At 71.9% G+C, this 25,615-nt stretch carries 22 protein-coding genes and 1 pseudogene; 12 read left to right on the forward strand and 11 right to left on the reverse strand.

Features of this window, described 5'->3' with window-relative positions; translation table 11 throughout:
- Positions 1-134: 134 nt before the first annotated feature.
- Positions 135-1,466: a lysine N(6)-hydroxylase/L-ornithine N(5)-oxygenase family protein gene (locus MTQ01_RS18925; RefSeq protein WP_247491848.1), complete on the forward strand. Its 1,332-nt coding sequence runs from the start codon at positions 135-137 to the stop codon at positions 1,464-1,466.
- A gap of 52 nt (positions 1,467-1,518) precedes the next feature.
- Entirely contained in the window at positions 1,519-2,112 is a 594-nt protein-coding gene (locus MTQ01_RS18930) for a GNAT family N-acetyltransferase (protein WP_247491849.1), read from the forward strand.
- A gap of 144 nt (positions 2,113-2,256) precedes the next feature.
- Here MTQ01_RS18930 and MTQ01_RS18935 read toward each other — a convergent pair whose 3' ends face one another.
- From MTQ01_RS18935 to MTQ01_RS18945, 3 genes are read right to left on the reverse strand one after another with little or no spacing between them, the layout of a single operon-like run.
- Positions 2,257-3,249: an ABC transporter substrate-binding protein gene (locus tag MTQ01_RS18935; protein WP_247491850.1), complete on the reverse strand. Its 993-nt coding sequence runs from the start codon at positions 3,247-3,249 to the stop codon at positions 2,257-2,259.
- Positions 3,250-3,262: 13 nt separating this feature from the next.
- On the reverse strand, positions 3,263-4,036 hold the full coding sequence (locus MTQ01_RS18940) for an ABC transporter ATP-binding protein (RefSeq protein ID WP_247491851.1): 774 nt from the start codon (positions 4,034-4,036) through the stop codon (positions 3,263-3,265).
- Position 4,037: 1 nt separating this feature from the next.
- Positions 4,038-5,207: a FecCD family ABC transporter permease gene (locus tag MTQ01_RS18945; RefSeq protein ID WP_374207791.1), complete on the reverse strand. Its 1,170-nt coding sequence runs from the start codon at positions 5,205-5,207 to the stop codon at positions 4,038-4,040.
- Positions 5,208-5,512: 305 nt separating this feature from the next.
- Between MTQ01_RS18945 and MTQ01_RS18950 the strand changes: the two genes are divergently transcribed.
- From MTQ01_RS18950 to MTQ01_RS18990, 9 genes and pseudogenes are all read left to right on the forward strand, one after another.
- Positions 5,513-6,274, forward strand: coding sequence for an AraC family transcriptional regulator (locus MTQ01_RS18950; RefSeq protein ID WP_247491852.1), 762 nt, complete (start codon positions 5,513-5,515; stop codon positions 6,272-6,274).
- Positions 6,275-6,737: 463 nt separating this feature from the next.
- Positions 6,738-7,775 carry an iron-siderophore ABC transporter substrate-binding protein gene (locus MTQ01_RS18955; protein ID WP_247491853.1) on the forward strand — a complete coding sequence of 346 codons (1,038 nt, stop codon included), beginning with the start codon at positions 6,738-6,740 and terminating at the stop codon, positions 7,773-7,775.
- A gap of 194 nt (positions 7,776-7,969) precedes the next feature.
- Positions 7,970-9,016: an iron ABC transporter permease gene (locus MTQ01_RS18960; protein WP_247491854.1), complete on the forward strand. Its 1,047-nt coding sequence runs from the start codon at positions 7,970-7,972 to the stop codon at positions 9,014-9,016.
- Positions 9,013-10,065, forward strand: coding sequence for an iron ABC transporter permease (locus MTQ01_RS18965; protein ID WP_247491855.1), 1,053 nt, complete (start codon positions 9,013-9,015; stop codon positions 10,063-10,065). Before MTQ01_RS18960 ends, MTQ01_RS18965 begins: the two co-directional genes overlap by 4 nt.
- A pseudogene (locus MTQ01_RS18970) lies at positions 10,062-10,898 on the forward strand (ABC transporter ATP-binding protein); the annotation flags it as partial. The gene MTQ01_RS18965 and the pseudogene MTQ01_RS18970, both read left to right, overlap by 4 nt.
- 200 nt (positions 10,899-11,098) lie before the next feature.
- Entirely contained in the window at positions 11,099-11,962 is an 864-nt protein-coding gene (locus MTQ01_RS18975) for a siderophore-interacting protein (RefSeq protein WP_247491856.1), read from the forward strand.
- Between the two features lie 546 nt (positions 11,963-12,508).
- On the forward strand, positions 12,509-13,891 hold the full coding sequence (locus MTQ01_RS18980; RefSeq protein ID WP_247491857.1) for a uracil-xanthine permease family protein: 1,383 nt from the start codon (positions 12,509-12,511) through the stop codon (positions 13,889-13,891).
- Entirely contained in the window at positions 13,888-15,279 is a 1,392-nt protein-coding gene (locus MTQ01_RS18985) for an amidohydrolase family protein (protein WP_247491858.1), read from the forward strand. The genes MTQ01_RS18980 and MTQ01_RS18985 overlap by 4 nt, the downstream gene beginning before the upstream one ends.
- Before the next feature lie 5 nt (positions 15,280-15,284).
- On the forward strand, positions 15,285-15,986 hold the full coding sequence (locus tag MTQ01_RS18990) for a sulfite exporter TauE/SafE family protein (RefSeq protein WP_282613862.1): 702 nt from the start codon (positions 15,285-15,287) through the stop codon (positions 15,984-15,986).
- An 87-nt stretch (positions 15,987-16,073) separates the two neighbouring features.
- Here MTQ01_RS18990 and MTQ01_RS18995 read toward each other — a convergent pair whose 3' ends face one another.
- Together MTQ01_RS18995 and MTQ01_RS19000 are read right to left on the reverse strand one after the other, a co-directional pair.
- Positions 16,074-17,144, reverse strand: coding sequence for a LacI family DNA-binding transcriptional regulator (locus MTQ01_RS18995; protein ID WP_247491860.1), 1,071 nt, complete (start codon positions 17,142-17,144; stop codon positions 16,074-16,076).
- Between the two features lie 204 nt (positions 17,145-17,348).
- Positions 17,349-17,558, reverse strand: coding sequence for a DUF6243 family protein (locus MTQ01_RS19000; RefSeq protein WP_308294416.1), 210 nt, complete (start codon positions 17,556-17,558; stop codon positions 17,349-17,351).
- A gap of 408 nt (positions 17,559-17,966) precedes the next feature.
- On the opposite strand from MTQ01_RS19000, the gene MTQ01_RS19005 reads away from it, so the two are divergent.
- The gene (locus MTQ01_RS19005) at positions 17,967-19,187 is read left to right on the forward strand and encodes a metallophosphoesterase (protein ID WP_247491861.1); all 1,221 of its coding nucleotides are present in this window, start codon (positions 17,967-17,969) and stop codon (positions 19,185-19,187) included.
- Between the two features lie 93 nt (positions 19,188-19,280).
- Here MTQ01_RS19005 and MTQ01_RS19010 read toward each other — a convergent pair whose 3' ends face one another.
- The 6 genes from MTQ01_RS19010 to MTQ01_RS19035 all read right to left on the reverse strand — a co-directional run bounded on the left by MTQ01_RS19010 (position 19,281) and on the right by MTQ01_RS19035 (position 25,579).
- Complete coding sequence (locus MTQ01_RS19010) at positions 19,281-20,195, reverse strand: carbohydrate ABC transporter permease (protein WP_374207792.1); 915 nt, start codon at positions 20,193-20,195, stop codon at positions 19,281-19,283.
- Complete coding sequence (locus tag MTQ01_RS19015; RefSeq protein WP_247491862.1) at positions 20,192-21,160, reverse strand: carbohydrate ABC transporter permease; 969 nt, start codon at positions 21,158-21,160, stop codon at positions 20,192-20,194. Before MTQ01_RS19015 ends, MTQ01_RS19010 begins: the two co-directional genes overlap by 4 nt.
- Positions 21,157-22,479 (reverse strand): ABC transporter substrate-binding protein, encoded by a 1,323-nt coding sequence (locus MTQ01_RS19020; protein WP_247491863.1) that lies wholly within the window; start codon positions 22,477-22,479, stop codon positions 21,157-21,159. Before MTQ01_RS19020 ends, MTQ01_RS19015 begins: the two co-directional genes overlap by 4 nt.
- Before the next feature lie 99 nt (positions 22,480-22,578).
- Positions 22,579-23,400: a sugar phosphate isomerase/epimerase family protein gene (locus tag MTQ01_RS19025; protein WP_247491864.1), complete on the reverse strand. Its 822-nt coding sequence runs from the start codon at positions 23,398-23,400 to the stop codon at positions 22,579-22,581.
- A complete protein-coding gene (locus tag MTQ01_RS19030) occupies positions 23,397-24,422 on the reverse strand; it encodes a Gfo/Idh/MocA family protein (protein WP_247491865.1) in 1,026 nt (341 codons plus the stop codon). The genes MTQ01_RS19025 and MTQ01_RS19030 overlap by 4 nt, the downstream gene beginning before the upstream one ends.
- Positions 24,419-25,579, reverse strand: a complete 1,161-nt coding sequence (locus MTQ01_RS19035; RefSeq protein WP_247491866.1) for a substrate-binding domain-containing protein — start codon at positions 25,577-25,579, stop codon at positions 24,419-24,421. Before MTQ01_RS19035 ends, MTQ01_RS19030 begins: the two co-directional genes overlap by 4 nt.
- Positions 25,580-25,615: the final 36 nt, after the last annotated feature.

The following is a 25,615-nucleotide window of genomic DNA, read 5'->3' on the forward strand; positions in this document are numbered from 1 at the left end:
GCAACCCGAGAAGCCACCGAATGCCGCAACTTGCCTGATTGCTCCGGTGGTTCGAGAGGGCGCAGCTTGACATCCTCTTGAAAAGTAAGGCTAACCTTACCTACGATCTCGGCGGCTGAGGAGGCGATGCTGCGGTGAATCGAGTCCGCCGCGAAGACAAGACCGTCCACGACGTGCTGGGGATAGGTTACGGCCCGTCCAACCTGGCGCTCGCGATCGCGATCGAGGAGCACAACCGACGTTCGGCCCCGCAGGACCGCCTGCAGGCGGCCTTCCTGGAGAAGCAGCCGGAGTTCGGCTGGCACCGGGGCATGCTGATCGACGACGCGACCATGCAGGTGTCCTTCCTCAAGGACCTGGTCACGATGCGGGACCCCACCAGCGACTACAGCTTCCTGTGCTATCTCAAGGAACGCGGCCGGCTGGTGGACTTCCTGAACCAGAAGACGCTCTTCCCGCTGCGCATCGAGTTCCACGACTACTTCGAGTGGGTCGCCGCGCGGCTGGAGCACATGGTGCGCTACGGCCACGAAGTGCTCAGCGTGGAGCCGGTGTTCGACGGCGCGGAGGTGGCCTGGTTCGACGTCGTCAGCCGGGTCGGCGGTCCGGACGGCGAGCAGGTGACCCACCGGGCCCGCAACCTCTGCCTGGCCACCGGCCTGACACCGCGCATCCCGCCCGGCGCCGCCCGCAGTGAACAGGTGTGGCACACCCAGGAGTTGCTGCCCCGCACCCAGGCGTGGTCGGGCCCCGACCCCAAGCGCGTGGTCGTGCTCGGTGCCGGACAGAGCGCCGCCGAGGCCGTCTCGTATCTGCACCGCTCCTTCCCCGGGGCGGAGGTGTGCGCGGTCTTCGCCAAGTACGGCTACACCCCGGCCGACGACAGCCCGTTCGCCAACCGGGTGTTCGACCCGGAGGGAGTGGACGTCTACTACCGCTCGCCGCGCGAGGTGAAGCAGTCGCTGATGGACTACCACCGCAGCACCAACTACTCCGCGGTGGACCTGGAGTTGATCGACTCGCTCTACCGGTCGCAGTACCAGGAGCGGGTGCAGGGCCGGGAACGGCTGCGCTTCCTCAACGTTTCCCGGATACGCGAGGTGGCGCCCGCCGAGCAGGAGACCGGACCGCTGCGGGTCACCGTGGAGTACCTGCCCACCGGCGAACGCAGCGTCCTCGACACCGATCTGCTCGTCTACGCCACCGGCTACCACCCGGCCGACCAGGACGCGCTGCTCGGCCGGGTCGCCAAGCTCTGCCTGCGCGACGAGGAGAACGCGCTGCGGCTCGACCGGGACCACCGGGTCGCCGTCGCACCGAACGTGAGCGCCGGGATCTACCTCCAGGGCAGCACCGAGCACACCCACGGGCTCACCTCCACCCTGCTCTCGCACACCGCGGTGCGCAGCGGGGAGATCCTGGACTCCCTGCTGGGACACCGCACCCGCGAGGACGCGGCGGCGTGAGACCGCCGACCCACGCCCCCCGCCACGCCGTTCGACGACAGGACAGGGACCGATGATCGAGCACCGGCTGGAGCTGCCCGACCCCTGGACGGCCCGGTACACGGACGGCACACCGCAGAACGGGGCACGGCTCTCCGCCTGGATGAACCAGGACTACCTCGCACGCACCTGGAAGCAGGACTGGCCCGCCGATCGCTGGACGGAGCTGCTGCGCGAGCACGAGGAGCGCAGCGACGTCGGCTCCTTCACCGTGGACCACCGGGGCCGCCCGTTCGCCTACATCGAGGTGTACGAGCCGGCGACCTCGGTGCTCGCGGACCACGGCGACTGGGCGAAGGAGGATCTGGGCTTCCACTTCGCCGTGGTCGAGCCGGAGCTGCTGCGCCGCGGGCTCGCCAGGGACCTGATGGGCGATCTGTGCGCCACACTCTTCGCGCAGTACCCGGGCGCGCGGCTCATCGCGGTGGAACCGGACGTGGCCAACACGGCGATCGCCCGCCTCTTCGAGTACACCGGCTTCGCTCTGGCGAGGACCGTTCAACTGCCGCACAAACAGGCCGCGTTGATGGTGCTGCCGCGCGAGGCGCACGGACGGTCGCGCAGCACCGCCCGGACCGGACCGGCAACCGCACCCGACCCGCGGTAGCCGGGCCGGCCGGCGCCGCGCACAACCGGCTGCCTCGCACCGCCCGGAGACATCCGGGGGCGGCGCTCCGCCCACGCCTCGGCCAGGTCCGCGGACGGGCCGGTGCGCATCGGCCGTCCGTGCGCACCGGCCCGTCCGCCGAGCTCAGCCGTGGGTCTTCTTCAGATACGCGCCGAACTTCTCCAGCCCGTCGACGTTGCGCGGACCGGAGATGCCCTCGTTGTAGTCGAGGACGAAGAAGCGGTCGTTCTTCACCGCGGGCAGGTCCCGGGTGCGGGGCGACTTCTTCAGGAAGTCGATCTTCTCCTCGGCGGGCTTGTCGCCGTAGTCGAGAATGATGACGACCTCGGGCGCCCCCTTGGCCACCGCCTCCCAACTGACCTGCGTCCAGCGCTCCTTGAGGTCGGCGAAGATGTTCCGCCCACCGGCGAGGCGGATGATGTCGTTGGGCGGCACCTGGTTGCCTGCGGTGAACGGCTGGTCGGTGCCGGAGTCGTAGAGGAAGACCGGCGGGCCGTCCTCCACCGCCTCGTCCGCGACCGCCGCGACCCGCTTCCTGAGGTCGGCGACGACCTTCTCGGCGCGGTCCTCCACGCGGAAGATCGCCCCGAGGCGTTCCAGATCCTCGTAGAGCGCCTCCAGTGGCTCCGAACGCACCGGATGGCCGGGGTAGTTGTAGCAGCTCTCGGTGTGCATGAAGCTCTGGATGCCGAGCTTGTCGAGGATCTTCGGGGTGATGCCGCGCTGGTCGCTGAAGCCGGAGTTCCAGCCGGCGACGACCAGATCCGCCTTCTGCTCGACGACCAGCTCCTTGTTCAGCAGGTCCTCACCCAGCTTCTCGACCTTGGCGTACTCCTCGGCCCAGGGCGACTGCGAGACCGGCGGGTTGGCCGGCGGCATGACGTAGCCGAGCACGTGCTCGGTGAGACCGAGGCTGAAGAGCTTGTCCGCGCTCCCGCCCTCGTACGCCACCACGCGCTCGGGCACGGTGTAGGCGACCTTCTCGCCGCAGCGTTCGACCGTGGCGCTGCCCTTGTCGTCGTCTCGTTTCTCCACGTCGGCTCCGCAGCCGGTCAGGAGCAGGGCTCCCGCCAGGGAGGCGGTCGTGATCCGCCCGCGGGAGAGTGGTGTCCGCATGGTTGTCTCCAGTTCACACAGAGGGGTTGAGGGTGTAGAGCAACTGCGGTCCGCCCGTCTCCGGATGGGGCACGATCCGCGCCCGGACTCCGAAGACGTCGGCGACCAGCTCGGCGGTGAGCACCTCGCGCGGGGTGCCGACGGACACCAGCGCTCCGCCGCGCAGGACGGCGATGCGGTCGCAGGCGGCAGCGGCGAGGTTGAGATCGTGCAGGACGACCAGCACGGTCGCCCGAGTTCCGCGCAGCAGCGACAGCAGCTCGATCTGGTGGCGGATGTCGAGGTGGTTGGTCGGCTCGTCGAGCACGATGATCTCCGGCTCCTGAACCAACGCCCTTGCGACCAGCACCCGTTGGCGTTCACCCCCGGAGAGGGTGAGCACTCCCCGGTCCGCCAGCGAGAGCAGGTCCAGCCGGCGCATCGCCTCGCGCACCAGGCCCTGTTCGCGCGCGCTCAGCGCCTGGGCGCCGCGCTGATGCGGTGCCCGCCCGAGGGCGACCACCTCCTCGACGGTGAAGTCGAGGTCCACCGAGCCGTCCTGGGTGAGAGCGGCCACCCTGCGGGCTCTGTCCCGCAGGGCAAGCGCGCGCAGATCCTCGCCACCTGCCATGACCGTCCCCGAGCCGGGCCGCAGCGCGCCGTAGACGCAGCGCAGCGCGGTGGACTTGCCGCTGCCGTTGGGCCCGACCAGGCCGACGACCTCGCCCGTACCGGCCCGCAGCGACAGCCGGTCGACCAGGGTCCGGCCTTTGATCCGGACGGTGAGGTCGGTGAGTTCGAGTTCCATCTCAGCGCCCTCCGAAGACGTGGGCGCGACGCCTCATCAGCACCATGAACACCGGGACTCCGACGAGCGCGGTGATCACCCCGAGCGGCAGCTCGCGAGGTGCCACAACCGTCCGGGCGAGCAGATCGACCCAGACCATCAGGACGGCACCGGCCAGCGGCGCCACCAGCAGTACACGCCGGTGGCTCGCCCCCACGACCAGCCGCACCACGTGCGGCATCACCAGGCCGACGAAGCTGATCGCACCGCTGGCGGCGACCATCACCCCGGTCACCAGCCCGGCGAGCAGCAGCAGGCGCTGCCGCTGCCGGTCGGGGTGGACCCCCAGACTGGCGGCGGTCTCGTCGCCCAGCGCCATCACGTCCATCGACCGGCTCCAGCGGTGCAGCAGCACACAGCCCAGCACCACCACTGCGGCGACCAGCGGCAGCGTCCCCCAGCTCGCCGCGCCGAAGCCGCCCATCGTCCAGTACAGAAGGGTGGCCGTCGCCTCGCTGTTGGGCGCGAGGTAGATGAGCACGCCCATCACCGCCTGGAGTGCGAACGACAGGCTCACTCCCGTCAGCACCAACCGCAGCGGCGCCAGTCCGCCTCCTCGGGCGACGGACGCGACGTACACCAGCACCGCCGCCAGGAGCGCACCTGCGAACGCGCCGGCCGACATCGCGTAGATGCCGAGCCCCGCCAACCCTCCGACCAGGGACACGCTCACCGCACCCACACCGGCGCCCGAGGAGACGCCCAACACGTACGGATCGGCAAGGGCGTTGCGCACCATCGACTGCATCGCCACACCGACCGCGCTCAGTCCGGCGCCGACGAAGGCGGCGAGCAGGACGCGCGGAGTGCGGATCTCCCAGACGATCTGGTACGTGGGACCGGCGTCCGCCGACACCCTGCCGCCGGTCACCGCCGCCCGGAGCAGTCGCACGGTTTCACCGGGCGGCACCGCCGCGGGGCCGAGGCCGATGGCCAGCAGCACCGAGAGGGCCAGGGCGAGGAGCAGGGCGAAGCACAGCAGCAGCGGGGCCGCTCTCCGCCGGCCCGAACTCCCGGCGCCGGGCGGCCCGTTGTCCTCGGAGCCGGAGAGGGACGCCCCTCGGCTAGCCCTCTCCTCCGAGGCGGCGCCCGTCCGGCCCGCACTCCACCCCGCCATTCGGACCCCCGACATCACACGAACATGAAAACGATTACCATGTAGATATCACGTTCACTCCTTCGGACCAAATCCGCCGCGACCGCCGACCGCCGCACACCCCCAAGCCGCACACCGGCGACCGCGAAGCCCTCGCACCCGCCGACCGGCACCGCCCGCACCGCTGCGAGACTGAGTCCATGGACACCGCGGGCCGCAGCGAGAGCGCCGACTGCCGACCGAGCCCCGGACGAAAGCCGCACCGGCACCGCACATCCGCCCCCGCAACCGGCACAGCCGGGCGGCGCGAACGCCGAACCCGAGCCGGCGCGCCACCGGAGATGCGTACGCTGCCGGCCCTGGCTCCGGGCTCGACCGAGCCGCAGTTCGGCATCCACGGATACGACGAGCTGGTCGAGCGCGACACGCAATGGGGCGCACACTCGCACGCCTTCCACGAACTGCTGTGGAACGAGCGCGGCGCCTCCACCGCGGTGATCGGGACGCGCGCGTGGACCATCACCCCCGCGGTCGGACTCTGGATGCCGGCCGGAACGCTGCACACCGGCGCGGCCGTTGCCGGCACCTGGCTGCGGGCGGCGTTCTTCGGCTTCCGGGACACTCCCCCGATCTCCGACACCCCGGTGGCCGTCGAGATGACACCTCTGCTGCGGCTGCTGCTCAAACGCCTCGGCGAGGAGCAGCTCTCCGCGCACTCGCGCGCGGTCACCGAGGCGATGGTGCTCGACGTACTGACGCCCTCGCCCTCCGAACTGCTGGTGCACATCCCGCAGTCGGCGGTTCTGCGGCCGATCGTGGAGGCGGTGCGCACACACCCCGGCGATCCGCGCACCCTCGCCGACTGGGCACAGGAGCTCGACGTCAGCCCGCGCACGATCACCCGCGCCTTCACCACCGAGACGGGCGCCGGCTTCGCCCGCTGGGTGGCGACGGTGCGCGCCCAGCGCGCGGTGGAACTGCTGGTGGGCGGCCAGGAGGCGGACGAGGTCGCGGGGCAGGTCGGCTACCGCTCGACGAGCGCCTTCGGAGCCGCCTTCCGGCGCACGACGGGCCGCACCCCGGGAGCGTTCCGCACCCCCTGAGGGGCATCGCCTCGACGGGCGCCGCAGCGAGGAACGTCACGTCGGGGGACATCACGCCCGCGGGCGGGGACGCCCAGCCCGACGCATCTCCCGTCGAGGCACGCCCCGGTCGGCGCCGGACTCGCCGCGCACCGCACGCAGGGGCGCGCGCTCGACGGGTACGCCCACGCGCCCAACACACCCGGGGCCGAGCGGAGTTGGTCGCTCCGGACCGCGCGAGGAACGCCGCGCACCCGCCGCCGCACCCGCCCACCGGTGCGACACCGGCTCGTCCGGCTGTCCGTTCCCCTACACGCACTGTCGCATGGGCGTGATTGCGTCACACACGGATCTCGACCTAGATTGAAAAGGCAAGGCTTACCTAACTTCAGGTCGCGCCCCGTCTTCGCTGTGCCTCTCTCCCCACGCGGGCACGCGAGTTGGGCGCGACCGGCCGTCCGTCCCGAAAGTGGAGCAACAGCCCATGCGTGCATCCCGCACCTCCCTCGCCCTCCTGGTGGCCGCCGCCCTCGTCGGCGTCGCCGGCTGCGGCGGCCCCTCCGACTCCGACTCCGAGACCGCCTCGAAGAGCGGCGGCGAAGGGCAGTTCCCGCTCACCGTCGAGCACGCGCTGGGGAAGACCACCATCGAGTCCCGGCCCGAGCGCGTGGCCACCGTCAACTGGGCCAACGACGAAGTCCCGTTGGCGCTCGGCGTCGTACCGGTGGGCATGGCGAAGGCGACCTTCGGGGACGACGACGATGACGGCATCCTGCCCTGGACCAAGGAGCGTCTGGAGGAGCTGGACGCCGAGACCCCCGTCCTCTTCGACGAGACCGACGGCATCGACTTCGAGGCGGTGGCAGACACCGAGCCGGACGTGATCCTGGCCGCGTACTCCGGACTCACCGAGAAGGACTACAAGACCCTCAGCGACATCGCCCCCGTCGTGGCGTACCCGGACGGGCCGTGGGCCACCTCCTGGCGGGAGTCGATCGAGCTCAACAGCAAGGCGATCGGCCGGGCCGAGGACGGCGAGAAGCTGATCGGCAGGCTGGAGAAGCAGATAGCCACCACCGTCGCCAAGTACCCGGAGCTCAAGGGGAAGTCGGCGATGTTCATGACGCACGTCGACCCGGGCGATGTGAGCGAGGTCGGCTTCTACACCGCGCACGACACCCGTGCCAAGTTCTTCGAGGACCTCGGGCTGAAGACCCCCGGCAGCATCGCGAAGAAGTCCGAGGGGACCGACAAGTTCGCCCTCTCCCAGAGCGCCGAGCGGATCGACGTGTTCGACGACGTCGACATCATCACCGGCTACGGCGACGGCAAGGACCTGGTCAAGATCTTCCAGAAGGACCCGCTGCTCTCCAAGGTCCCCGCCATCGACCGCGGTTCCATCTACCTGCTGCCGAACGGCACCCCGCTGTCCACCGCGGCCAACCCGACCCCGCTCTCGCTCTCCTGGGTGCTGGAGGACTACGTCGCCGCCCTGGCCAAGGCCGCGGAAAAGGTCAAGTGACGGTGGGCCGCTCCCCCTCGGCCGAGTCCGGTACGGCCAAGTCCCCCTCGGCCGGCCCCGCTTCGGGCGGCTCCTCCCCGGAACGCTCCTCCCCGGGCGGCTCCCCGGAAAGCTCTTCCCCCGCCGATCCCCCCTCCGGCAGCTCTGCTCCGGAGGGGGCCGGCGGGGCCGGTACTGCGCCCGGGGCCGCGGGCGTGCGCGGTGCGTCCGGCCGGGCCGGGCCGCCGGACACCGAGGTGGTCCGGCGTCCGGCCCGGGTGCGGCTGCTGTGGCTGGTCGCCGCGCTGCTGGTGCTGGCGGGGCTGATGGTGGCGTCCGTCGCGCTGGGTTCGCGGGAGGTCGCCTGGTCCGACGTGTGGGCCGCGCTCCAGGGCGCGGACAGCTCGATGGAGCAGGCTGCGGTGGCCAAGCGGCTGCCGCGCACGGTGCTCGCCGTGCTGATCGGTGCCGCGCTCGCCCTGGCCGGTGCCGTGATGCAGGGGGTGACCCGCAACCCGCTCGCCGACCCGGGCATCCTCGGCGTCAACATGGGCGCCTCGCTCGCGGTCGTCGTGGCGATCGCCTTCTTCGGGCTCTCCTCGCCCACGGGCTACATCTGGGTCGCGATGCTCGGCGCCGGACTCGCCGCGACGTTCGTCTACACCGTCGGCTCGCTGGGGCGCGGAGGCGCCTCACCCCTGAAACTGGCGCTCGCCGGCGCCGCCACCTCGGCGGCGTTCGCCTCGCTGGTCACCGCCGTGGTGCTGCCGCACAACGACATCGCCGGCGGCTTCCGGCTGTGGCAGATCGGTGGCGTCGGCGGCGCCTCCTTCGAGCGGATCGGCCAGATGCTGCCGTTCCTGCTGGCGGGTTTCGCCCTCTGCCTGCTCTCCGCCCGTTCCCTCAACTCACTGGCGCTCGGCGACGAGTTGGCCGCGGGTCTCGGCGAACGCGTCGCGCTGGTGCGGGCGGTCGCCGCGCTCGGCGCGGTCGTGCTGTGCGGCGCGGCCACCGCGGTCGCCGGGCCGATCGCCTTCGTCGGACTGGTCGTTCCCCATGTGTGCCGGCTGCTGGTCGGAGTGGACCACCGCTGGCTGCTGCCGTTCGCCGCGCTGCTCGGCGCGTCCCTGCTGACCGCCGCCGACGTGGTCGGACGGCTCGTGGCGCGGCCCTCGGAGATCGAGGTGGGCATCGTGACCGCGCTGATCGGCGGCCCGTTCTTCCTGTACATCGTCCGCCGCCAGAAGGTGCGTGCCCTGTGACCGCCGAACTGCTCACCCGCCGCCCGGAGTTGGCCGCGGTCGCCGCGGGCCGGATCCGCCGGGCCTCGCGCCGGCGCCGGGTGGTTCTGGTGCTGCTCGTCCTGGTCGCGGCCGTCTTCGCGACGAGCCTGATGGTCGGCCGCACGTACTACCCGCCCGGCGAGGTGCTGCGGGTGATCCTCGGCGAACAGGTGCCCGGCGCCTCCTTCACCGTGGGACAGCTGCGGCTGCCGCGCGCCGTGCTGGCGGTGCTCACCGGTTTCGCCTTCGGACTGGCCGGCGTCACCTTCCAGACAATGCTCCGCAATCCGCTCGCCAGCCCCGACATCATCGGCATCAGCTCCGGGGCGAGCGCCGCCGCGGCGCTCGCGATCACCACACTCTCGCTCGGCCCGACCCAGGTCTCGATCTTCGCCATCGCCGCCGGACTCGCCGTCGCACTGCTGGTCTACGGACTGGCGTTCAAGGGCGGCGTCGCCGGCACCCGGCTCGTACTGATCGGCATCGGCATCGCCGCGATGCTCGACAGCATCACCTCCTACGCCCTCTCCCGGGCCGCCGAATGGGACCTCCAGGAGGCGATGCGCTGGCTGACCGGCAGCCTCAACGGCGCCGGCTGGTCGCAGGTCACGCCCACACTGATCGCCGTACTGGTGCTGGCGCCGGTGCTGCTGTGGCGCAGCCGGGACCTGTCCGCGCTGCAACTGGGCGACGACACCGCCGCCGCGCTCGGCGTACGGCTCGAACGCACCCGGCTGCTGCTCATCGTCGCCGCGGTCGGGCTGATCGCCTTCGCCACCGCCGCCACCGGCCCGATCGCCTTCGTCGCCTTCCTCTCCGGCCCGATCGCCGCCCGCATCACCGGCCCGAACGGCTCGCTGCTGGTGCCCTCCGCGCTGGTCGGGGCCCTGCTGGTGCTGGTGGCCGACCTGTGCGGCCAGTACGCCTTCGACACCCGCTTCCCGGTCGGTGTCGTCACCGGCGTGCTCGGCGCCCCCTACCTCGTCTACCTGATCGTCCGCACCCATCGGGCCGGAGGCTCGCTGTGACCACCACCCACACCCTCGCCGCCGAGGACCTGCGCCTTGGCTACGGCGACCGCACCGTCATCGAGGACCTCACCCTCACCGTCCCGCCGGGGCGGATCACCGCGATCGTGGGCGCCAACGCCTGCGGGAAGTCGACCCTGCTGCGCTCGATGTCCAGGCTGCTCGCGCCCCGCGGGGGCCGGGTGGTGCTGGACGGACGTGCCGTCCACCGGCTGCCCGCCAAGGAGTTGGCCCGCACCCTCGGCCTGCTGCCGCAGTCCCCGATCGCGCCCGAGGGCATCACCGTCGCCGATCTCGTCGGCCGCGGACGCCACCCGCATCTGGGCGCCTTCTCCCGCTGGAGCCTGGAAGACGACACCGCCGTCGTCGACGCCCTGCACGCCACCCGTACGACCGCGCTCGCCGACCGGCCGGTGGACGAACTCTCCGGCGGCCAGCGCCAACGGGTGTGGATCGCGATGGCCCTCGCCCAGCAGACCGACCTGCTGCTGCTCGACGAGCCGACGACGTTCCTGGACGTCAGCCACCAGGTCGAGGTGCTCGACCTGCTCACCGACCTCAACCGAAACAGCGGCACCACCATCGTGATGGTGCTGCACGACCTCAACCTCGCCGCCCGCTACGCCGACCACCTCGTCGCCCTCGCCGACGGCCGACTCCACATCGCCGGCGAACCGGAGCAGGTGCTGACCGAGGAGAACGTCCGCGCGGTCTTCGGACTGGACAGCCGCGTCATCCCCGACCCCGTCTCGGGCCGGCCGCTGATGCTGCCGATCGGCCGCCACCACGTACACGAGTCCGCACAGGCCGGGCAGGCACCGGAGGCGGACCCCGCGCCGCTCCCCGCCGCCGACCGCCCCGAGAGCCGCCACGAGCACGAGCCCCGAGCTGCACACGAGCACGAGCCCTGGGACGGACGGCGGCACGAGCACGAGTCCCGGCCCGACCACGGGCACGAGCCCCGAGTCGAACAGCGACACGAGCACGAGCACGAGCACGCCGCCAACCGCCCTGCGCAGAAGGAGAGTTCCCGATGAGCCGCGCAAGTGAGCGCCCCCAGCCGATCCGTCCGCGCGACGCTGTCGTCACCCGGCTGCGGGTGGTGCGCACCGCCCGGGTGAGCCCCGGTTTCGTCCGGGTCACCCTGCTCGCCGACGACCCGGCGTTCACCGCCTCCTTCCGCAGCCTCGGCCACGACCAGTGGTTCCGACTCTTCTTCGACCACGCGAAGAACGGCCCGCTGCTGCTGCCCGACGGCGGCGCAGAGGGGTGGCACAGCCGACTGCTGGCGATGCCCGAGGACCGACGCTGCACCGTGCGCAACTACACGGTCCGCGACGCCCGGCGGCTGACCGGACGGCTCACCGACCGCTGGGAGTTCGACGTCGACTTCGTCGTCCACACCGGCCCGGACGGCGAGGTCGAGGGCGCGGCGGCCAACTGGGCGCTGGGGCTCCTGCCGGGTGACGAGGCCGGACTCCTGGACCAGGGCCTCCTGTTCACCCCGCCGACCACGCCGGTGCCGATGACGATCGTCGCCGAGGAGACCGGGCTGCCCGGCGTCGAGGGCATCGCCCGCTCGCTGCCCGCGGGCGTACGCGCCACGCTGCTGCTGGAGGTGCCGCACCCGGACGACCGCCGCGAACTGCACTCGGCGGCGGACCTGGACGTGCACTGGCTGCCGCGCGCCGATCCGGCCGACGCACCCGGGCAGGCCGCCCTCGCGGCCCTGGCCACCCGCCCGCCGGCGCCGGAGAGTTACGTCTACGCAGCGGGTGAGGCCGGCTTCGTACGGGAGGCCAAGCAGCTCGCCCAGCACGCCGGCGTACCCGCCGACCGTATCGACGCCCGCGCCTACTGGCGCCTCACCCGCCCCCGCACCACCACCCCCGCCTGACTCCGGCAGGACGGGCAACGCAACTCAGCCGTCCCAACTCGGCGGCAGATGGCACCTGTTGACCGGGTACGGGCAAGGCGACTGCCTCCACAGCTCGCGGCCGGTCCGTATCGCGACGCACCGCGGACCAACCCGTGCCTCGGTGCACTCGCCCGGCACGTCCACCGCTCTGCGTGCCCCTGTGCACCGCCCTGCCGGGAATACAGGGGCACGCCCCCGGTCGGACGGGCTCCCCGGCGCCGCCGCGTCCGCCTCTCCGGTCGTCCTTGCGTCCGGGTGCGCACAGACGCTCCTCGGCGAGTGACCCGTCCATCGTCTCGGGGCCGGACACGCAGTTCGGCGCCGGACAGGCCGTACGACCGGTGCCGACCCGGGGCCCGGGATCCGCCGCGCCGCTTGGGTCGCCACGACCTGACGCTCCGTGACTGCGTGAAGTGTTGACGGGTCCTGCGGGCGTTTCTATAGGGGCGGCCAAATCGATTTGGCTCCCCGTTCGGGGCTGGATCGGCCGGAATCTCGAGCGCACCGAACCGAACGGAGCTCGCCATGCCCGATCCCCGCCAACACCTTCGTCACGCTGAGCAACCACCGGCACCCGAGCCGGTCCATCCGGTCGACGAGTCCCGCCCGCTGGGGCGGATCATCCTCTTCGGCATCCAGCACGTGCTCGTCATGGCCGCGACCCCCATCTCGGCCATCTTCCTGATGAGCGCGACCCTGAAGCTGGACCCCGGCCTCACCGTCGACCTGCTGTCCGCCGCCTTCGTACTGTCCGGCGTCGGCTCGCTGATCCAGTCGCTCGGCCCGTGGAAGTTCGGGCCGCGGCTGCCCTTCGTGATGCTGCCGGGCGGCGCCCCGCTCATCCTCTTCCTCGCCATCGCCGAGCAGCACGGGGTGCGCACCGCCACCGGCGCGGTCATCATCACCGCTGTCTTCTACTTCGTCGTGCTGCCGGTCTTCTCCCGGCTGCTGCGCTTCTTCCCCGCGCTGGTCATCGGCACGATGATCGTGATCGTCGGCGTCAACCTGGTGAAGGTGGGCGCCGTACTGGTCACCGGGCGGCCGGGCGAGCCCGGGTTCGCCGACACCACCAACCTCGCGCTCGGCGCGGCGACGATCGGTTTCACCGTCGCCCTCTACCTCCTGTCCAGTGGCATCGTGCGCCAACTCGCCGTGATGCTCGGGCTGTTGGCGGGTACGGTGCTGGCCGTAGTGATCGGCCAGGCCGATTTCGGCGGGGCCGGCTCAGGCCCGCTGTTCAGCGCTCCGCAGCCGATGCCGTTCGGTTCGCCGGAGTTCAATCTCATCGCCGCTCTGCCGCTGATGCTCTACAGCCTGGCCTCGATGGCGGAGGCCACCGGTCAGACCGTCATCAACGCCGAGGCCGTGGGCAAGGAGATCGACCAGCGCGCCGACGTGCCCAAGACGGTTCGCGGCGACGCGGTCACCTCGCTCTTCGGCGGCTTCTTCGGGCTTCCGCTGATGGTGACCAGCGGCGAGAACATCGGCATCGTCCGGGTGACCGGTGTGCGCAGCCGTTTCGTCACCGCGGCGGCCGGCGTGGTGCTGATCGTGATCGGTTTCCTGGCGCCGGTGACCGAGGCCATCAGCGTGATCCCCTCGGCCGTGGTCGGCGGCACCGCCATGGTCGTGTTCGCGGTGATCACCGTGCTCGGGGTGCAGATGCTGGCACGTTGCGATCTGAGTCAGCACACCAACACGTTCATCTGCGCCGTCGCGCTCGCGCTCGGTCTGCTGCCGATCCTGATTCCCGGCGTCTACCAGGGCTTCCCGCCGAATGTGCGGATCCTGCTCGAAAGCGGCGTCGCCGTCGGCGCGTTCGTCGCCGCGGTCCTGAACATCCTCTTCCACCATGTGCGGCCGGCCGTGGTGGCCCGTTTCGCCTCCCGCACCGAAAGCGACCGATGAATCTTCTCTCCCCCGAACTCCTCCAGGGCGCGGGTCCCCGTCTCCTGGTCCCCGACGCCGTGTTCCTCCCCGAGGGCCCGGTCGAGGGGCACGCGGTCCTCGTGCTCGACGGCGTCTTCGGCGACGTCGGCCCGGCCGACGCGCTCACCGCCGCCCACCCGCACCTCTCCCCCGTACATCTGCCCGGCCATCTGCTGATGCCCGGCTTCGTCGACGCGCACCACCACCTCACCCAGAGCTTCGGCGCGGCTCTCGCCTTCGGGGAGCCCTCGGAGATCTTCCGCCGGGTGTGGGTGCCGCTGGAAGGCGCGCTGGACGAGGAATCGGCGTACGTGGCGGCCAAGTTGGCGGCGCTGGAAGCGCTGCGCGGCGGCTTCACCACCGTCGCCGACGCCGGGACCCGCGCCTCGGTGGACCACGGCGTTCTGGCAGCCGCCACCCGTGAGGCGGGCATACGCTGCGTGCTCGGGCTCGTCTGCGGCGACGCGGAGAGCGGGGACTCCGCGGAGGCGCTGGCCCGCGCGGAGGCCCATCTGGCGCGGTACGCCCAGGACCCGCTGGTCCACCCCTCGTTGGCCGTTCCCGTGCCCGAGGCCGCCACCGCCGAGGTGCTGCGCGCCACCGCCGCGCTGGCCGCCGACGCCGGAGCGGTCGTCCAGATCCATGTGAACGAGCATCTGGCCGGGGTCGAACGCTCCCTCGTCCAGCACGGGTTGCGGCCCCTGGAGTACCTGCACCACGTGGGCGCGCTCGGTCCGCAGCTGCTCGCCGCGCACGCCACCCTGCTCACCCCGCGCGAGCTGTCGCTGCTCGCGGAGACCGGGGCGGCCGTCAGCTACAACCCGGTCGCCAGCGCGTGGAAGGGGAACGCCGTCGCGCCCGCCACCGCCATGGCCGAACGCGGCATCCGCTTCGGGCTGGGCACCGACGGCACCCGGGCGGACGGCTTCCGGCTCGTCGAGGCGGCGGAGTTCGCCCAGCGGCTCACCCACGGTCTGACCACCGGCGACTCCTCCTGCGGCGCCGGCTGGACCTGGCTGGACCGCGCCGCACGCGGAGGCGCCGACGCGCTCGGCCTCGGCGCCCGCACCGGAACGGTCGCGCCGGGGATGGCCGCCGACTTCCTCCTGGTCGACATCTCCACCCCCGAGCTCGCGCTCTCCTGGGACGTGCCGTGGGAGCTGCTGCGACGCGGCAACCGCGACCAGATCACCTCGGTCCACGTCGACGGTCTGCTGCGCATGTGGCGCGGCAGGCCCACCGGTTGGGACGCCGACACGCTGGTGCGGCAGGCCGTCGCACACTCCCGGGAGACGGTCCGCCGCGCCCGGATCACCCAGGCGCACCCCACCTCCGCGGCGGCTCGGGAGCGGAGCGGAGCACAGTGACGGTGATGACGCTTTCGCTGCTGGCCTGCACCGTCGCGCTCGCCGCCTTCGTCCAGGGCAGCAGCGGCCTCGGCTTCGCGCTGATCGTCGCGCCGGTGACGGGAATCCTCGCGCCGGAGCTCCTCCCGGTGTTCGTCCTGGCCGCGATGATCCCGCTCAACGCCTACGTCGCCTGGCGGGAACGCTCCGCGCTGGATCTGCGCGGCGCGTCCTGGATCTCCGCGGCGCGGCTGGCCGCCACACCCGGCGGGCTCGCCCTGCTGTGGCTGATCCCCGAACGGGGGTTGGGCCTGTTCGTGGGGGTGGCCACCGTGTTGGCGGCGGTGGTGAGCCTGGCGGCCCCCGCCTTCACCCCGGGCCGCGCGGCCTATCTGGGAGCGGGCGTGGTGACGGGGCTGACCGAGACCGCCACCGGTGTCGGCGGGCCGCCGCTCGCGCTCGTCTACCAGCACCGGCCGCCGTCGGAGCTGCGCGCCACCGTCGCGGCCTGCTTCCTGGTGGGCGAAGTCGCCTCGCTGGCGCTGCTGTTCGGCACCGGGGTGGGAAGCGCCGAGGACCTCGGCCCGGTGCTGACGGTGCTCCCGGCGATCGCGTTGGGGGCGTGGCTGAGCCGTCTGGTGCACCACCGGCTGGACGCGCGCCGGATGCGCCTGTTCGTGCTCGTCTTCGCGCTGGTCTCGGGGGCCGCCCTCATCCTGGGCATGTGACTCCTCCGAAAGAGTGCGTGGCCAGGTGGTCGCGCCCGTGCGACACGGCCGGGACGGCCGGGCGCGCGGGCGCGGGCGGTGGGGGCGTCAGTGCGCGCGGTCGCCGGCAGGTGTGCGCGAGGAGGACTCGCGCGCGATCACCCTCGGCCGGCTGGAGGCGGCCGGTTCCGGCGCCGGAACAGGGTTCCCGCGCAGCCGTCCCAGCAGCAGCTCCACCGCGGCGAAGGCGGCCCGGTCCAGTTGCAGGTCGACGGCGGTCAGCGGCGGCCGGCTGGTGCGCGCGCGCAGCCCGTCGTACCGGGTGACGACCATGACGTCGGCCGGGATCCTGCGCCCGCTGTCATGGATCGCCCGTACCGCGCCCACCGCGAAGGCGTCCACCATCGCGCAGACCGCGTCGATCTCGGGATGCTCGGCGAGCAGCGCGGCGCACCGGTCGTAGCCGGCCTGCTCGCCCCCGGCCTCCGGTTCCGCGGCCACGATCGGCTCCCAGCCGTACTCACCGGCCGCCCGCTCGTACGCGGCGCGCGCATCCACCGCGGAGTGGCGGGAGTTGGCGCCGACGATCAGCGCCGGGTGCCGCGCGCCCTGCTCCCGCAGATGCTCCAGCAGCGCCTCGGTCACCGCCTCACCGCGCAGATCGACGTAGGGGCACTCCTCCTCGGCGGCGACCGGCCGGCCGAGCGCCACGCAGGGCAGTCCGCGCTCGCGCAGCTGCGCCACCGCGACGTCGGCCACGTCCGGCTCGACGACGATCGCGCCGTCGATGTCCACCGAGTACAGGGCGGAACCGGACTCCACCGGCGGGACCAGCACCAGCGCGTAGTCGTGCAGCAGGGCGCTCTCGGCAGCGGCGGCGGCCACCTCCATGTAGAACCCGAGCCGCGACGGTCCGCCGGCGACCGCGAAGGGCATCGAGGAGGCGAGCGCGATGGCCCTGGCCTCTCCGCGCCGCAGCCGCTGCGCACGCAGATTGGGCCGGTAGCCGAGCTCGGCGGCCACCTCTTTGATCCGCGCCCTGGTCCGCGGGTCGACCTTGCCGAGCCCGTTCAGTGCGTGCGAGACCGTCGTGCGCGACACCCCGGCGGCGCGTGCGACATCGGCGATCGTCGGCGGCTTGGGGCCTGAACCGTTGGGACCTGAACCGGAAGTGGGCATCTGCGCGGACCGCTCCTCGCTCGGCAGGACGTGGCAGACCCATCCTCGCCCCCGGCGACCGAGATGCGGCACCCGGGCCCGAACCGGATCAGGCGCCGGGGCCCGTGCCGGAGCCGGACGCGGGCGCAACTGCGGCCGCGCGGAAGCCGGGCCCGTACCGCTCGGATGCGGTACGGGCCCGGCCCACTGCGTTCCTGCGGTGCGTCAGCTGCGCGCCGCGTCCTCGCCGGACGACTCGGTGCTGTCGGCCGCGCCGGTCTTCTCCCGCATCTTGCGCACCAGCTCGGCCTTGCGGTCGGCGGCGCCCTGACGGTCGAGGTTGCGGTGCGGGCCGTTGTTCTGGCGTTCGGTGCGCGAGAGCCTCTTGCGCTGGCCGCCGCCCATGCCCACGGGGTTGTTGATGTTCTTGCTCACGGGTCCTCCCGGAGTGATGTGAAGTGATTCTGCGGGTTCTTCGCCGGCGGGCGGGCGGCGACGTCGAAGCACGTCAGCGGCTGCCCGTCACGCTCTCACTCGTCAACAGGTGTCTGGGAGAACATGGACGGGACGTTACCCGTTCGCGGCGGCCGCGCGCACCACGGTTTTCCGGCGCCGGGCAGCGGGGCGCGGTAGCGGTCGGCTCGCGGCGGGTCGGTGGCCGGCTTCGCCGCTCGCCCCCTCGGAGCCGGTTGTCGGTGCGAGGACGGACAATGGGGAGTGCAGCGGTGCCGAAGCCGTCGGCCGAGGGTCCGAGCAGGTTCGGGACGGGTGCGCACGGGACGCTCGGCGGCAGCGTCCCGGCTCTCGCCACGATTCGTCGAGCACCACCTCAGGAGGGAACGCGTGACCGAGACCAGCGACGCCAGATCCACCGACGGACAGGGACAGAAGGCACCGCGCAGCCGAATGCAGCTGCTCATGCGCTGGGTCCCGCTGGTCGCCCCAATCCTGCTGTGGGCCGTGCCGTACTGGGTGCTGCTGCACACGGGGCAGGGCTGGCCGCTGTCCGTCACGCTGATCGGCACCGCGCTCTTCGTGCTGGGCCTGGTCGGTATGCCGCTGGCGATGGTGCGCGGACACGGGCGGCGCCAACAGGACGGTGCGGCGATCGTGGGCGACACGCTGCTGGGCGCCGTCTGGGTGCTGTTCACCTGGTCGGTGCTGCTAGGGACGCTGTTGCGGCTCGCGCTGGTCGCCGGCGGAGTCGGCGACGGGCAGGACCGGGCGCGCATCGTGACCTGGGCCGTGCTCGGCACGACCGCCGTGCTGCTCGCGTGGGGGTACGCCGAGGCACGGCGTGTGCCGCGGGTGCGCCGCCTGGAGGTGGAACTCCCCCGTCTGGGCGCGGGGTTGGACGGCACCAGGGTCGTTCTGATCACCGACACCCACTACGGTCCGCTCGACCGTGAACGCTGGTCGGCGCGGGTCTGCGAGACGGTCAACACCCTGGACGCCGACCTCGTCTGCCACACCGGCGACATCGCGGACGGCACGGCCGAACGCCGCCGGGCCCAGGCGGCTCCGCTCGGCACCGTGCAGGCGACCCGCGGCCGTGTCTACGTCACCGGCAACCACGAGTACTACAGCGAGGCCCAGGGCTGGGTGGAGCTGATGGACGAGCTCGGCTGGAAGCCGTTGCGCAACCGCCATGTGCTGCTGGAGCGCGGCGGCGACACCCTCGTCGTCGCCGGTGTCGACGACGTCACCGCCGAGTCCTCCGGCCTGCCGGGCCACCGCGCCCACCTCGACGGCGCTCTGGAGGGCGCCGACCCGGACCTTCCCGTGCTGCTCCTCGCCCATCAGCCGACGTTCGTCGACCGGGCCGCGGCCCACGGCGTCGACCTCCAGCTCTCCGGCCACACCCACGGCGGCCAGATCTGGCCCTTCCACTACCTGGTCCGTCTCGACCAGCCGGCCGTCGCCGGGCTCAGCCGCCACGGCGATCGGACCCAGCTCTACACCAGCCGCGGCACCGGCTTCTGGGGACCGCCGTTCCGTGTGCTGGCCCCCAGCGAGATCACCCTTCTCGTGCTCCGCTCTCCCGGTCGGCCCACCTCTTCCTGAACCGCCGCACGGCGGCCGTGCCGGGGCGGGCCGGAGTCGGGCGCGGGGCAGGGTCGGGGTCGGGGTCGGGCGCGGGGTCGCGCGCCCGGTCCGCTATTTGACGCTGCCTGCGGTCAGCCCCGAGCGCCAGAAGCGCTGGAGCATCAGGAAGGCGACGACCAGCGGGAGCAGCGCCAGCAGCGAGCCGATCACGACCAGCGGGTAGAAGTCCGGGTCGATGGGTGCGGCCGCGTTCCAGCTGTAGAGCCCGAGGCTGAGCGGGAAGAGGTCCTCGTCGGAGAGCATCACCAGCGGGAGGAAGAAGTTGTTCCAGATCATGGTGAGTTGGAAGAGGAAGACGGTGACGTAACCCGGCGCCAGCATCTTCAGCCCCACGCCGAAGAAGGCGCGCAGCTCGCTCGCCCCGTCGACGCGGGCCGCCTCCAGCACCTCGTCGGGGACGTAGGAGGTGGCGAAGATCCTTCCCAGATAGACCCCGAACGGGTTGAAGAGAACCGGGATCAGCACCGACCACACGGTGTTGGCCATGCCGATCTCCGAGGCGAGCAGATACATCGGCAGCGCCAGCACGGTGGCGGGCACCATCACCGAGACCAGCACGAGCGCGAACAACTGCGCCTTGCCGGCGAACTCGTACTTGGCGAAGACATAGCCGGCCGCCGTGCTCAGAAGGGCGCCGACGGCGGCGCCCACCACGGCGTAGAGGAGGCTGTTGCGGTACCAGGTGAGGTAGATGCCGTCGCCCTGGTCGAGGAGCGCCTCGATGTTGCCGAGGAGCGAGAAGCCGGACGGGTCGAAGAAGTCCGAGGAGAAGAGCGCTTCGGAGTCCACGCTGGCGGCGAACAGCAGCCAGAGCAGGGGCAGCAGCGCGTAGAGCACGCTGATGCCGACGATGACGTTGGCCACGGCGCGGCCGGCCCACAGGGGCCGCCGGGCGGATCGGGCCCGGGCCCGACGTCGGTCGGGGGCCGCGGCGGGCGGGCGACCGGGGTTCTGGGTGGTGCTCACGGCTTCGCCTTTCGGGATCTGGGTGCCGAACCGCGGGTCACCGCGTAGGACAGGACGCAGCAGACCAACAGCAGCAGTACGGAGGCGGCGGCGGCGAGGCCGTAGTTGTTGCGGGTGAAGGCCGCGTCGAAGATGTACATGTTCGGGGTGAACCGCGGGCCGATGAGCGGCGAGGCCCTGCTCAGCAGCATCGGTTCGGTGAACAGCTGCAGGGCGGCGATCGTGGTGAAGATGCCGACGGTGACGACGGTGGCACGGATCATCGGGACCTTGATGGTCATCGCCGTGCGCACCGGTCCGGCGCCGTCGATCGAGGCGGCCTCGACGACGTCCCGGGGGATCGCGCGCAGGGCCGCGAAGAAGATGACCGCGGTGTAGCCCAGTCCGCTCCACAGCGCGATGTTGACCAGGGAGGGGACGATCATCTCCAGCGCGAGGAAGTTCACCTCGATGTCGCGGTCCGCCAGCACCTTGAGCACCGGCGAGATGCCCGGTGTGTAGAGGTAGAGCCAGATGACGGTGGCGATGATGCCGGGCACCGCGTGCGGTACGAACAGCACGGTCTGGCTGAGTTTTCGGGCCCGCACCAGTCCGGAGTCCAGAAGCAGGGCGAGCACGAGCGCACCGAGGACGACCGTGGGTATGAACACCACCGCGTAGAGCAGCGTGATGCCCACACCGCGTACGAAGCTGGGGTCGGAGAGCACCGCGGCGTAGTTGCGCATCCCGGCGAACGTCGTCTCGGCGTTGCCCAGTCCCAGGCCCGAGTGGGTGGTGGAGAAGAAGCTCAGATAGACGGCGTACAGCGTGGGCACGAGGAAGACGCCGACCAGGAGGACGGCGAACGGGCCGAGCAGTACCGCGACGGCCAGCTGTTGGGGCCGTCGGTTGCGTCCCGTGCGGGTAGCGGGCCTGGCGGGGGTGCTGTCGGTGGTGGCGGTGGCACGTGCGCCGGAGTTGTTCATGGTTGCCTCACAGACAGCCCCAGGCTGCGCATGTCCGGCAGCGTTTCGGCTTCGGTGGTCCTGAGCGCTTCGGTGATCGTGCTGCCGTACGGCAGGCGGGCGAGCGCGTGGTGCAGTGAGGTCGCGGTGGCCTGCATCCGCGGGCCCCAGGTCCAGCCGATCCGCAGCAGTCGCGACTGCTCGGCGACGAGCCGGTAGAGGTCCTGGCCGCCGTAGTAGTCGGTGGAGAACTGCTCGGAGGCCGGCTTCACCAGGTTCTCGGCGGCGGGGAAGAGGCTCGAACGTCCCCCGGAGAGACGGGCGGTGATCGCCTCCGGGGCAGTGGAGAGCCACTCCAGGAACCGCATGGCCCGTTCCTTCTTGTTGCTGGCGGGCGAGATGGTGTGCAGCGAGACTCCGTCGGTGCCGAGCACCGGGTTCTTCGGGTCCCACTGCGGCAGCGGGGCGACCCGCCACTTGCCGGCCCCGCCGGGCACGGAGGCGGCCAGGGCCGCGAGGCCCCAGGGGCCGACCACATGTCCGGCGACCCGGCCGGAGGCGAGCGCCGAGAACCACTGCTGGCTGCTGCCGGGAGCCGTCAACAGCAGCTCCTCGTCGAGCAGTTGCTGCCAGTACTCGGCCACTTTGCGGGTCGGTCCGTCGAGGAAGTTCACCGTCCAGCTGTCGTCCTCGGCGGTGAACCACCGTCCGCCGGCCTGCATCGCGTGACCGGCGAGGACGTTGTACGCGTTGGGGTGGAAGGTCAGCAGGTCGATGCCCGCGACGCGCTTGAGTCTGCGGGCGGCCTCGTGGAACTCGGCCCAGGTCGTAGGCACTTCGACACGGTGGCGGCGCAGCAGATCGGCGCGGTAGGCGAAGAGCATCGGACCGAGGTCCAGGGGTACGCCGTAGACGCGCCCGCCCAGCTCGGCGTTGGTCCACGCCCTCGCACCGATCCGTTTCCGCAGCCGCTCGGTGACGAGGTCGGTGATGTCGCCGCAGACGCCGTCGATGGCGAAGCCGGGCAGATCGGCGTCGACGACCGAGACGATGTCGGGCGCGTTGCCGGCGCGGGCGGCGTTGGCGAGCTTGGCGTTCCCGCCGGCCAGGCCGGACGTCATCATGTCGAACTTGACCGGGTCGCGCGGATTCCGGGAGTTCCACGCGGCCACCAGCGTGTCCGTACCGCGCAGCGAGGACCAGAAGGTCAGTGGCCCGTTGGGTCCGCTCTGCGTCCCCGAGGCGGAACAGCCGGTCGTCGCGCCCGCCGTGACACCCGCGAGCGCCGTCCAGGCGCCGGCGGTCAGGACGCTGCGTCTGCTGGGGCGGTGCCTAGCCACGGCGCGGGCCCGGGTGCGGGATACGGGCCATGGACAGGGACAGGGGTACGGGCGTGGCAGGAGGCAGGGGTGGTGAACTCATCGGGCAGCTCCAGGACTTCAGCGCCGGTCGGATGCCGGGCCGGTGGAATGTGGCGATGCGTCGAGTACGCGGTGGAAGGCGGCGAGCGCCTGCGGAAGAGGAGCGGCGTGCGGGAACCAGGCCCGCTCCCACTCAAGGCTGATCCAGCCCCGGTAGCCGATCCCGGCGAGCTCGCGGAGCACCTCGTGCAGCGGGAGCACGCCGTGGCCGGGCAGTACGGGGCTCAGCTCGGTGGCGGAGGCGACGTCCTTGAGTTGTACGTGCCGCAGCCAGGGGGCGAGCAGCTGCGCGGTGCGGCCGACCGGCTCCCCGGCGCGCCAGGGGTTGACGGCGTCCCAGACCGCGCCGACGGCCCGCGAGCCGACCGCGGCGAGGATGTCGGCCACGGCCTGTCCCGACAGGAACTCGTCGTGTGTCTCCAGGACGATGGTGACGCCTGCGGCCTCCGCCACGGGGGCGGCCGAGGCGAGGTTCCGCACCGCCCGCTCCCGCCCGCCCTTCGGTTGCTCGGCGCCGCCCCCGAAGACCCGGAGCCGGGCGGCGCCGAGCCGGGCGGCGAGCCGCAGATGGTTGCGGAGGTCGTCGACGACGCCGGGCGCCGTCGAGGCCACCTGGACGTAGGAGGCCAGACAGACGACCTCCACTCCGGCCACGGCGAGCCGCCGGGCCAGCACCCTCGCTTCCTCGGCACTGGTCCCGGGTTCGACCAACTGGCCCGGGGCGCAGCGCAGTTCGACGCCCTCGCAGCGGCCGCCGGTCGCCGCGAGCCGGATCACCTCCTCGATGTCGGCACCGGGGCAGCCGAGTGTGCTGAAGGCGCGCCGGTCGACCGGGCTCACGGGAGGACCACCTGCTCGTCGGACATCTCGACCGGTCCGCCCAGGCGTGCCGAGTCGTAGACGGCCAGCGCGGCCGAGACGACCGAGCGCCCGTAGGGACCGTCGCAGTACTGCCCCGGCCGGCCGCGGGCCGCCGCGGCGAACCCCTCGAGCTGGGCGCGGAACGCCGAAAGCGTCTGGCTCAGGTCGGGAGAGCAGACATCGACGGTCTTCCCGTCGCGCAGCAGGGCCAGCCCGTTGGTGCGCGAGAGCCGCAGGGTCGCCGTCTCCATCACCACCTCGGTCTCGTCGAGGTAGGGCGCACCGCGGCTGGTCAGCGTGAGGTTGGCGCCCACACCGTTGGCGAGTTCGAGAAGGGCCAGCGCGTCCGTCTCCACCTCCATGCCCGGGCGTCCGCGCACGATCGCGCTGACGCGCCGTACGGGTGCGCCGCCGAAGAGCTGGATGCGGTCCAGGCCGTGGGTACCGACGTTGAGCACGATTCCGCCGCCCGCCAGCGCGCGGTCGAAGAACCAGGCGGGCCGGGACCCGGGGTCGTAGTGCGAGGAGCGCTGATGGGTGACGAGCAGCGGCGCACCGTACTCGCCCGAGTCGATCAGCCGCCGGGCCTCGCGGACCATCGGATCGAAGTGGATGACGTGCGCGACCGCCAGCAGCGTTCCGGCTCGCCGGCAGGCTTCGATCATGCGGGTGCAGTCCTCGGCCGTGGTCGCCATCGGCTTCTCGACCAGTACGTGCAGCCCAGCCTCCGCCGCGTCCAGCACCATCGGCGCGTGCAGCGCGTGCGGCGAGGTGACGACGACGGCGTCGAGTCCGGACCGGGCGAACATCTCGCGGTGGTCGGTGTGGACCGGGACGCCGAAAGGCGCGGCGAGCCGCGCGGCCGCGGCACGATCGATGTCGCACACGGCCGCCGGCTCGCAGTCCGTGCTCTCGGCGAGGGCACGGACATGCTCGGTGCCGACGATCCCGGCACCGATCACACCGACACGGAACGGGAGTTCGGGGCGCCCGCCGCTCATGCCGGCACCACCGGCCGGTTGGCGGGCGCGGACCGCTCGGCACCGCAGGAGGCGCGGATGACCAGACGCGGTTGGAGCTGGACGCGGTGGGTCGGCGCCGTCGCGCCCTGTTCGAGGCGGTCCAGCAGCAGCCGTGCGGCCAGGCTTCCGACCTCCTCCTTCGGCGGGGAGACCGCGGTCAGCGGTACGTCGCCCACCTCGGCCACCTCGTCGTCGTACGCCACGACGGCGAGATCCTCGGGCACCGCCAGGCCGTTCTGCCGGGCGTGCACGACGAGCGCCGCGGCGTCCCGGTCGCCGTGGCAGAAGACGGCGGTGACGCCCTCGCCCGCACAGTGGCGCACATACTCGGCGGTCTCGGCGGGGGTCCACTCGTGCCGCCGCAGGACCGAGCCGGCGGGCGGCTCCACGTCCAACAGCCGGACCGCGTCGGTGAATCCCTCGGCGACCATGTCGCTCGTACCGGTGTGCAGCCGGCCCATGAGGCCGATGCGCCGGTGGCCGAGCGTGCGCAGATGCTGGATCGCCCGGTAGACGCCGCCGCCGTGGTCGGTCTTGACGTAGGTGGTGGGGTCGTCGGGCACCGGGTCGGTGGGCCTGCGCTCCGCGAGCACGTACGGCACCGGCAGCCCGCGCAGGCGGTCGACGTACCCCTGCGGGTCCTCCATCAGGTGGAGGTTCGGCACGAGGAGCAGCCCGTGCACACCGGTCTCGCACATGGCCCGCAGCTCGCTGTCCTCGATGGCGAGGTCGTACTTGGAGGAGGCCAGCAGAACGCTCGCCCGCGCCTCGCGCAGCACGCGCTGTATTCCGTCGACGACGCGCGGATAGTAGTAGGTCGTCGACGGCACCAGAACGCCGATGAGCCTGCGCTCGGCAGAAGCCGACTGCGTTTGTGCCGCCGCCGGTTCGTCGTCCGGGCACACAAAGGTGCCGGCCCCCTGGCGACGCTGGACGACGCCTTCCTCGACGAGTCGACTCATCGCTCTGCGCAGTGTGTTGACGCTCACCGAGAGCGAATCGGCGAGCTCCCGCTCGACCGGAAGCTGCTCCCCGGGAGCCCAGGCACCTGCGGATATGTCCCGGCGCAGCCTTTCCGCGATCTGGCGATACTTGGGACCTTTGAGGAATGAATCCTCACCCTCAAGTGATTTCATGCCGACGAGATTGCAGCAAACAATCTATTGCGTCAA

Origin of the sequence: Streptomyces sp. XM4193 (assembly GCF_023072595.1) — a bacterium.
GTDB lineage: Bacteria > Actinomycetota > Actinomycetes > Streptomycetales > Streptomycetaceae > Streptomyces.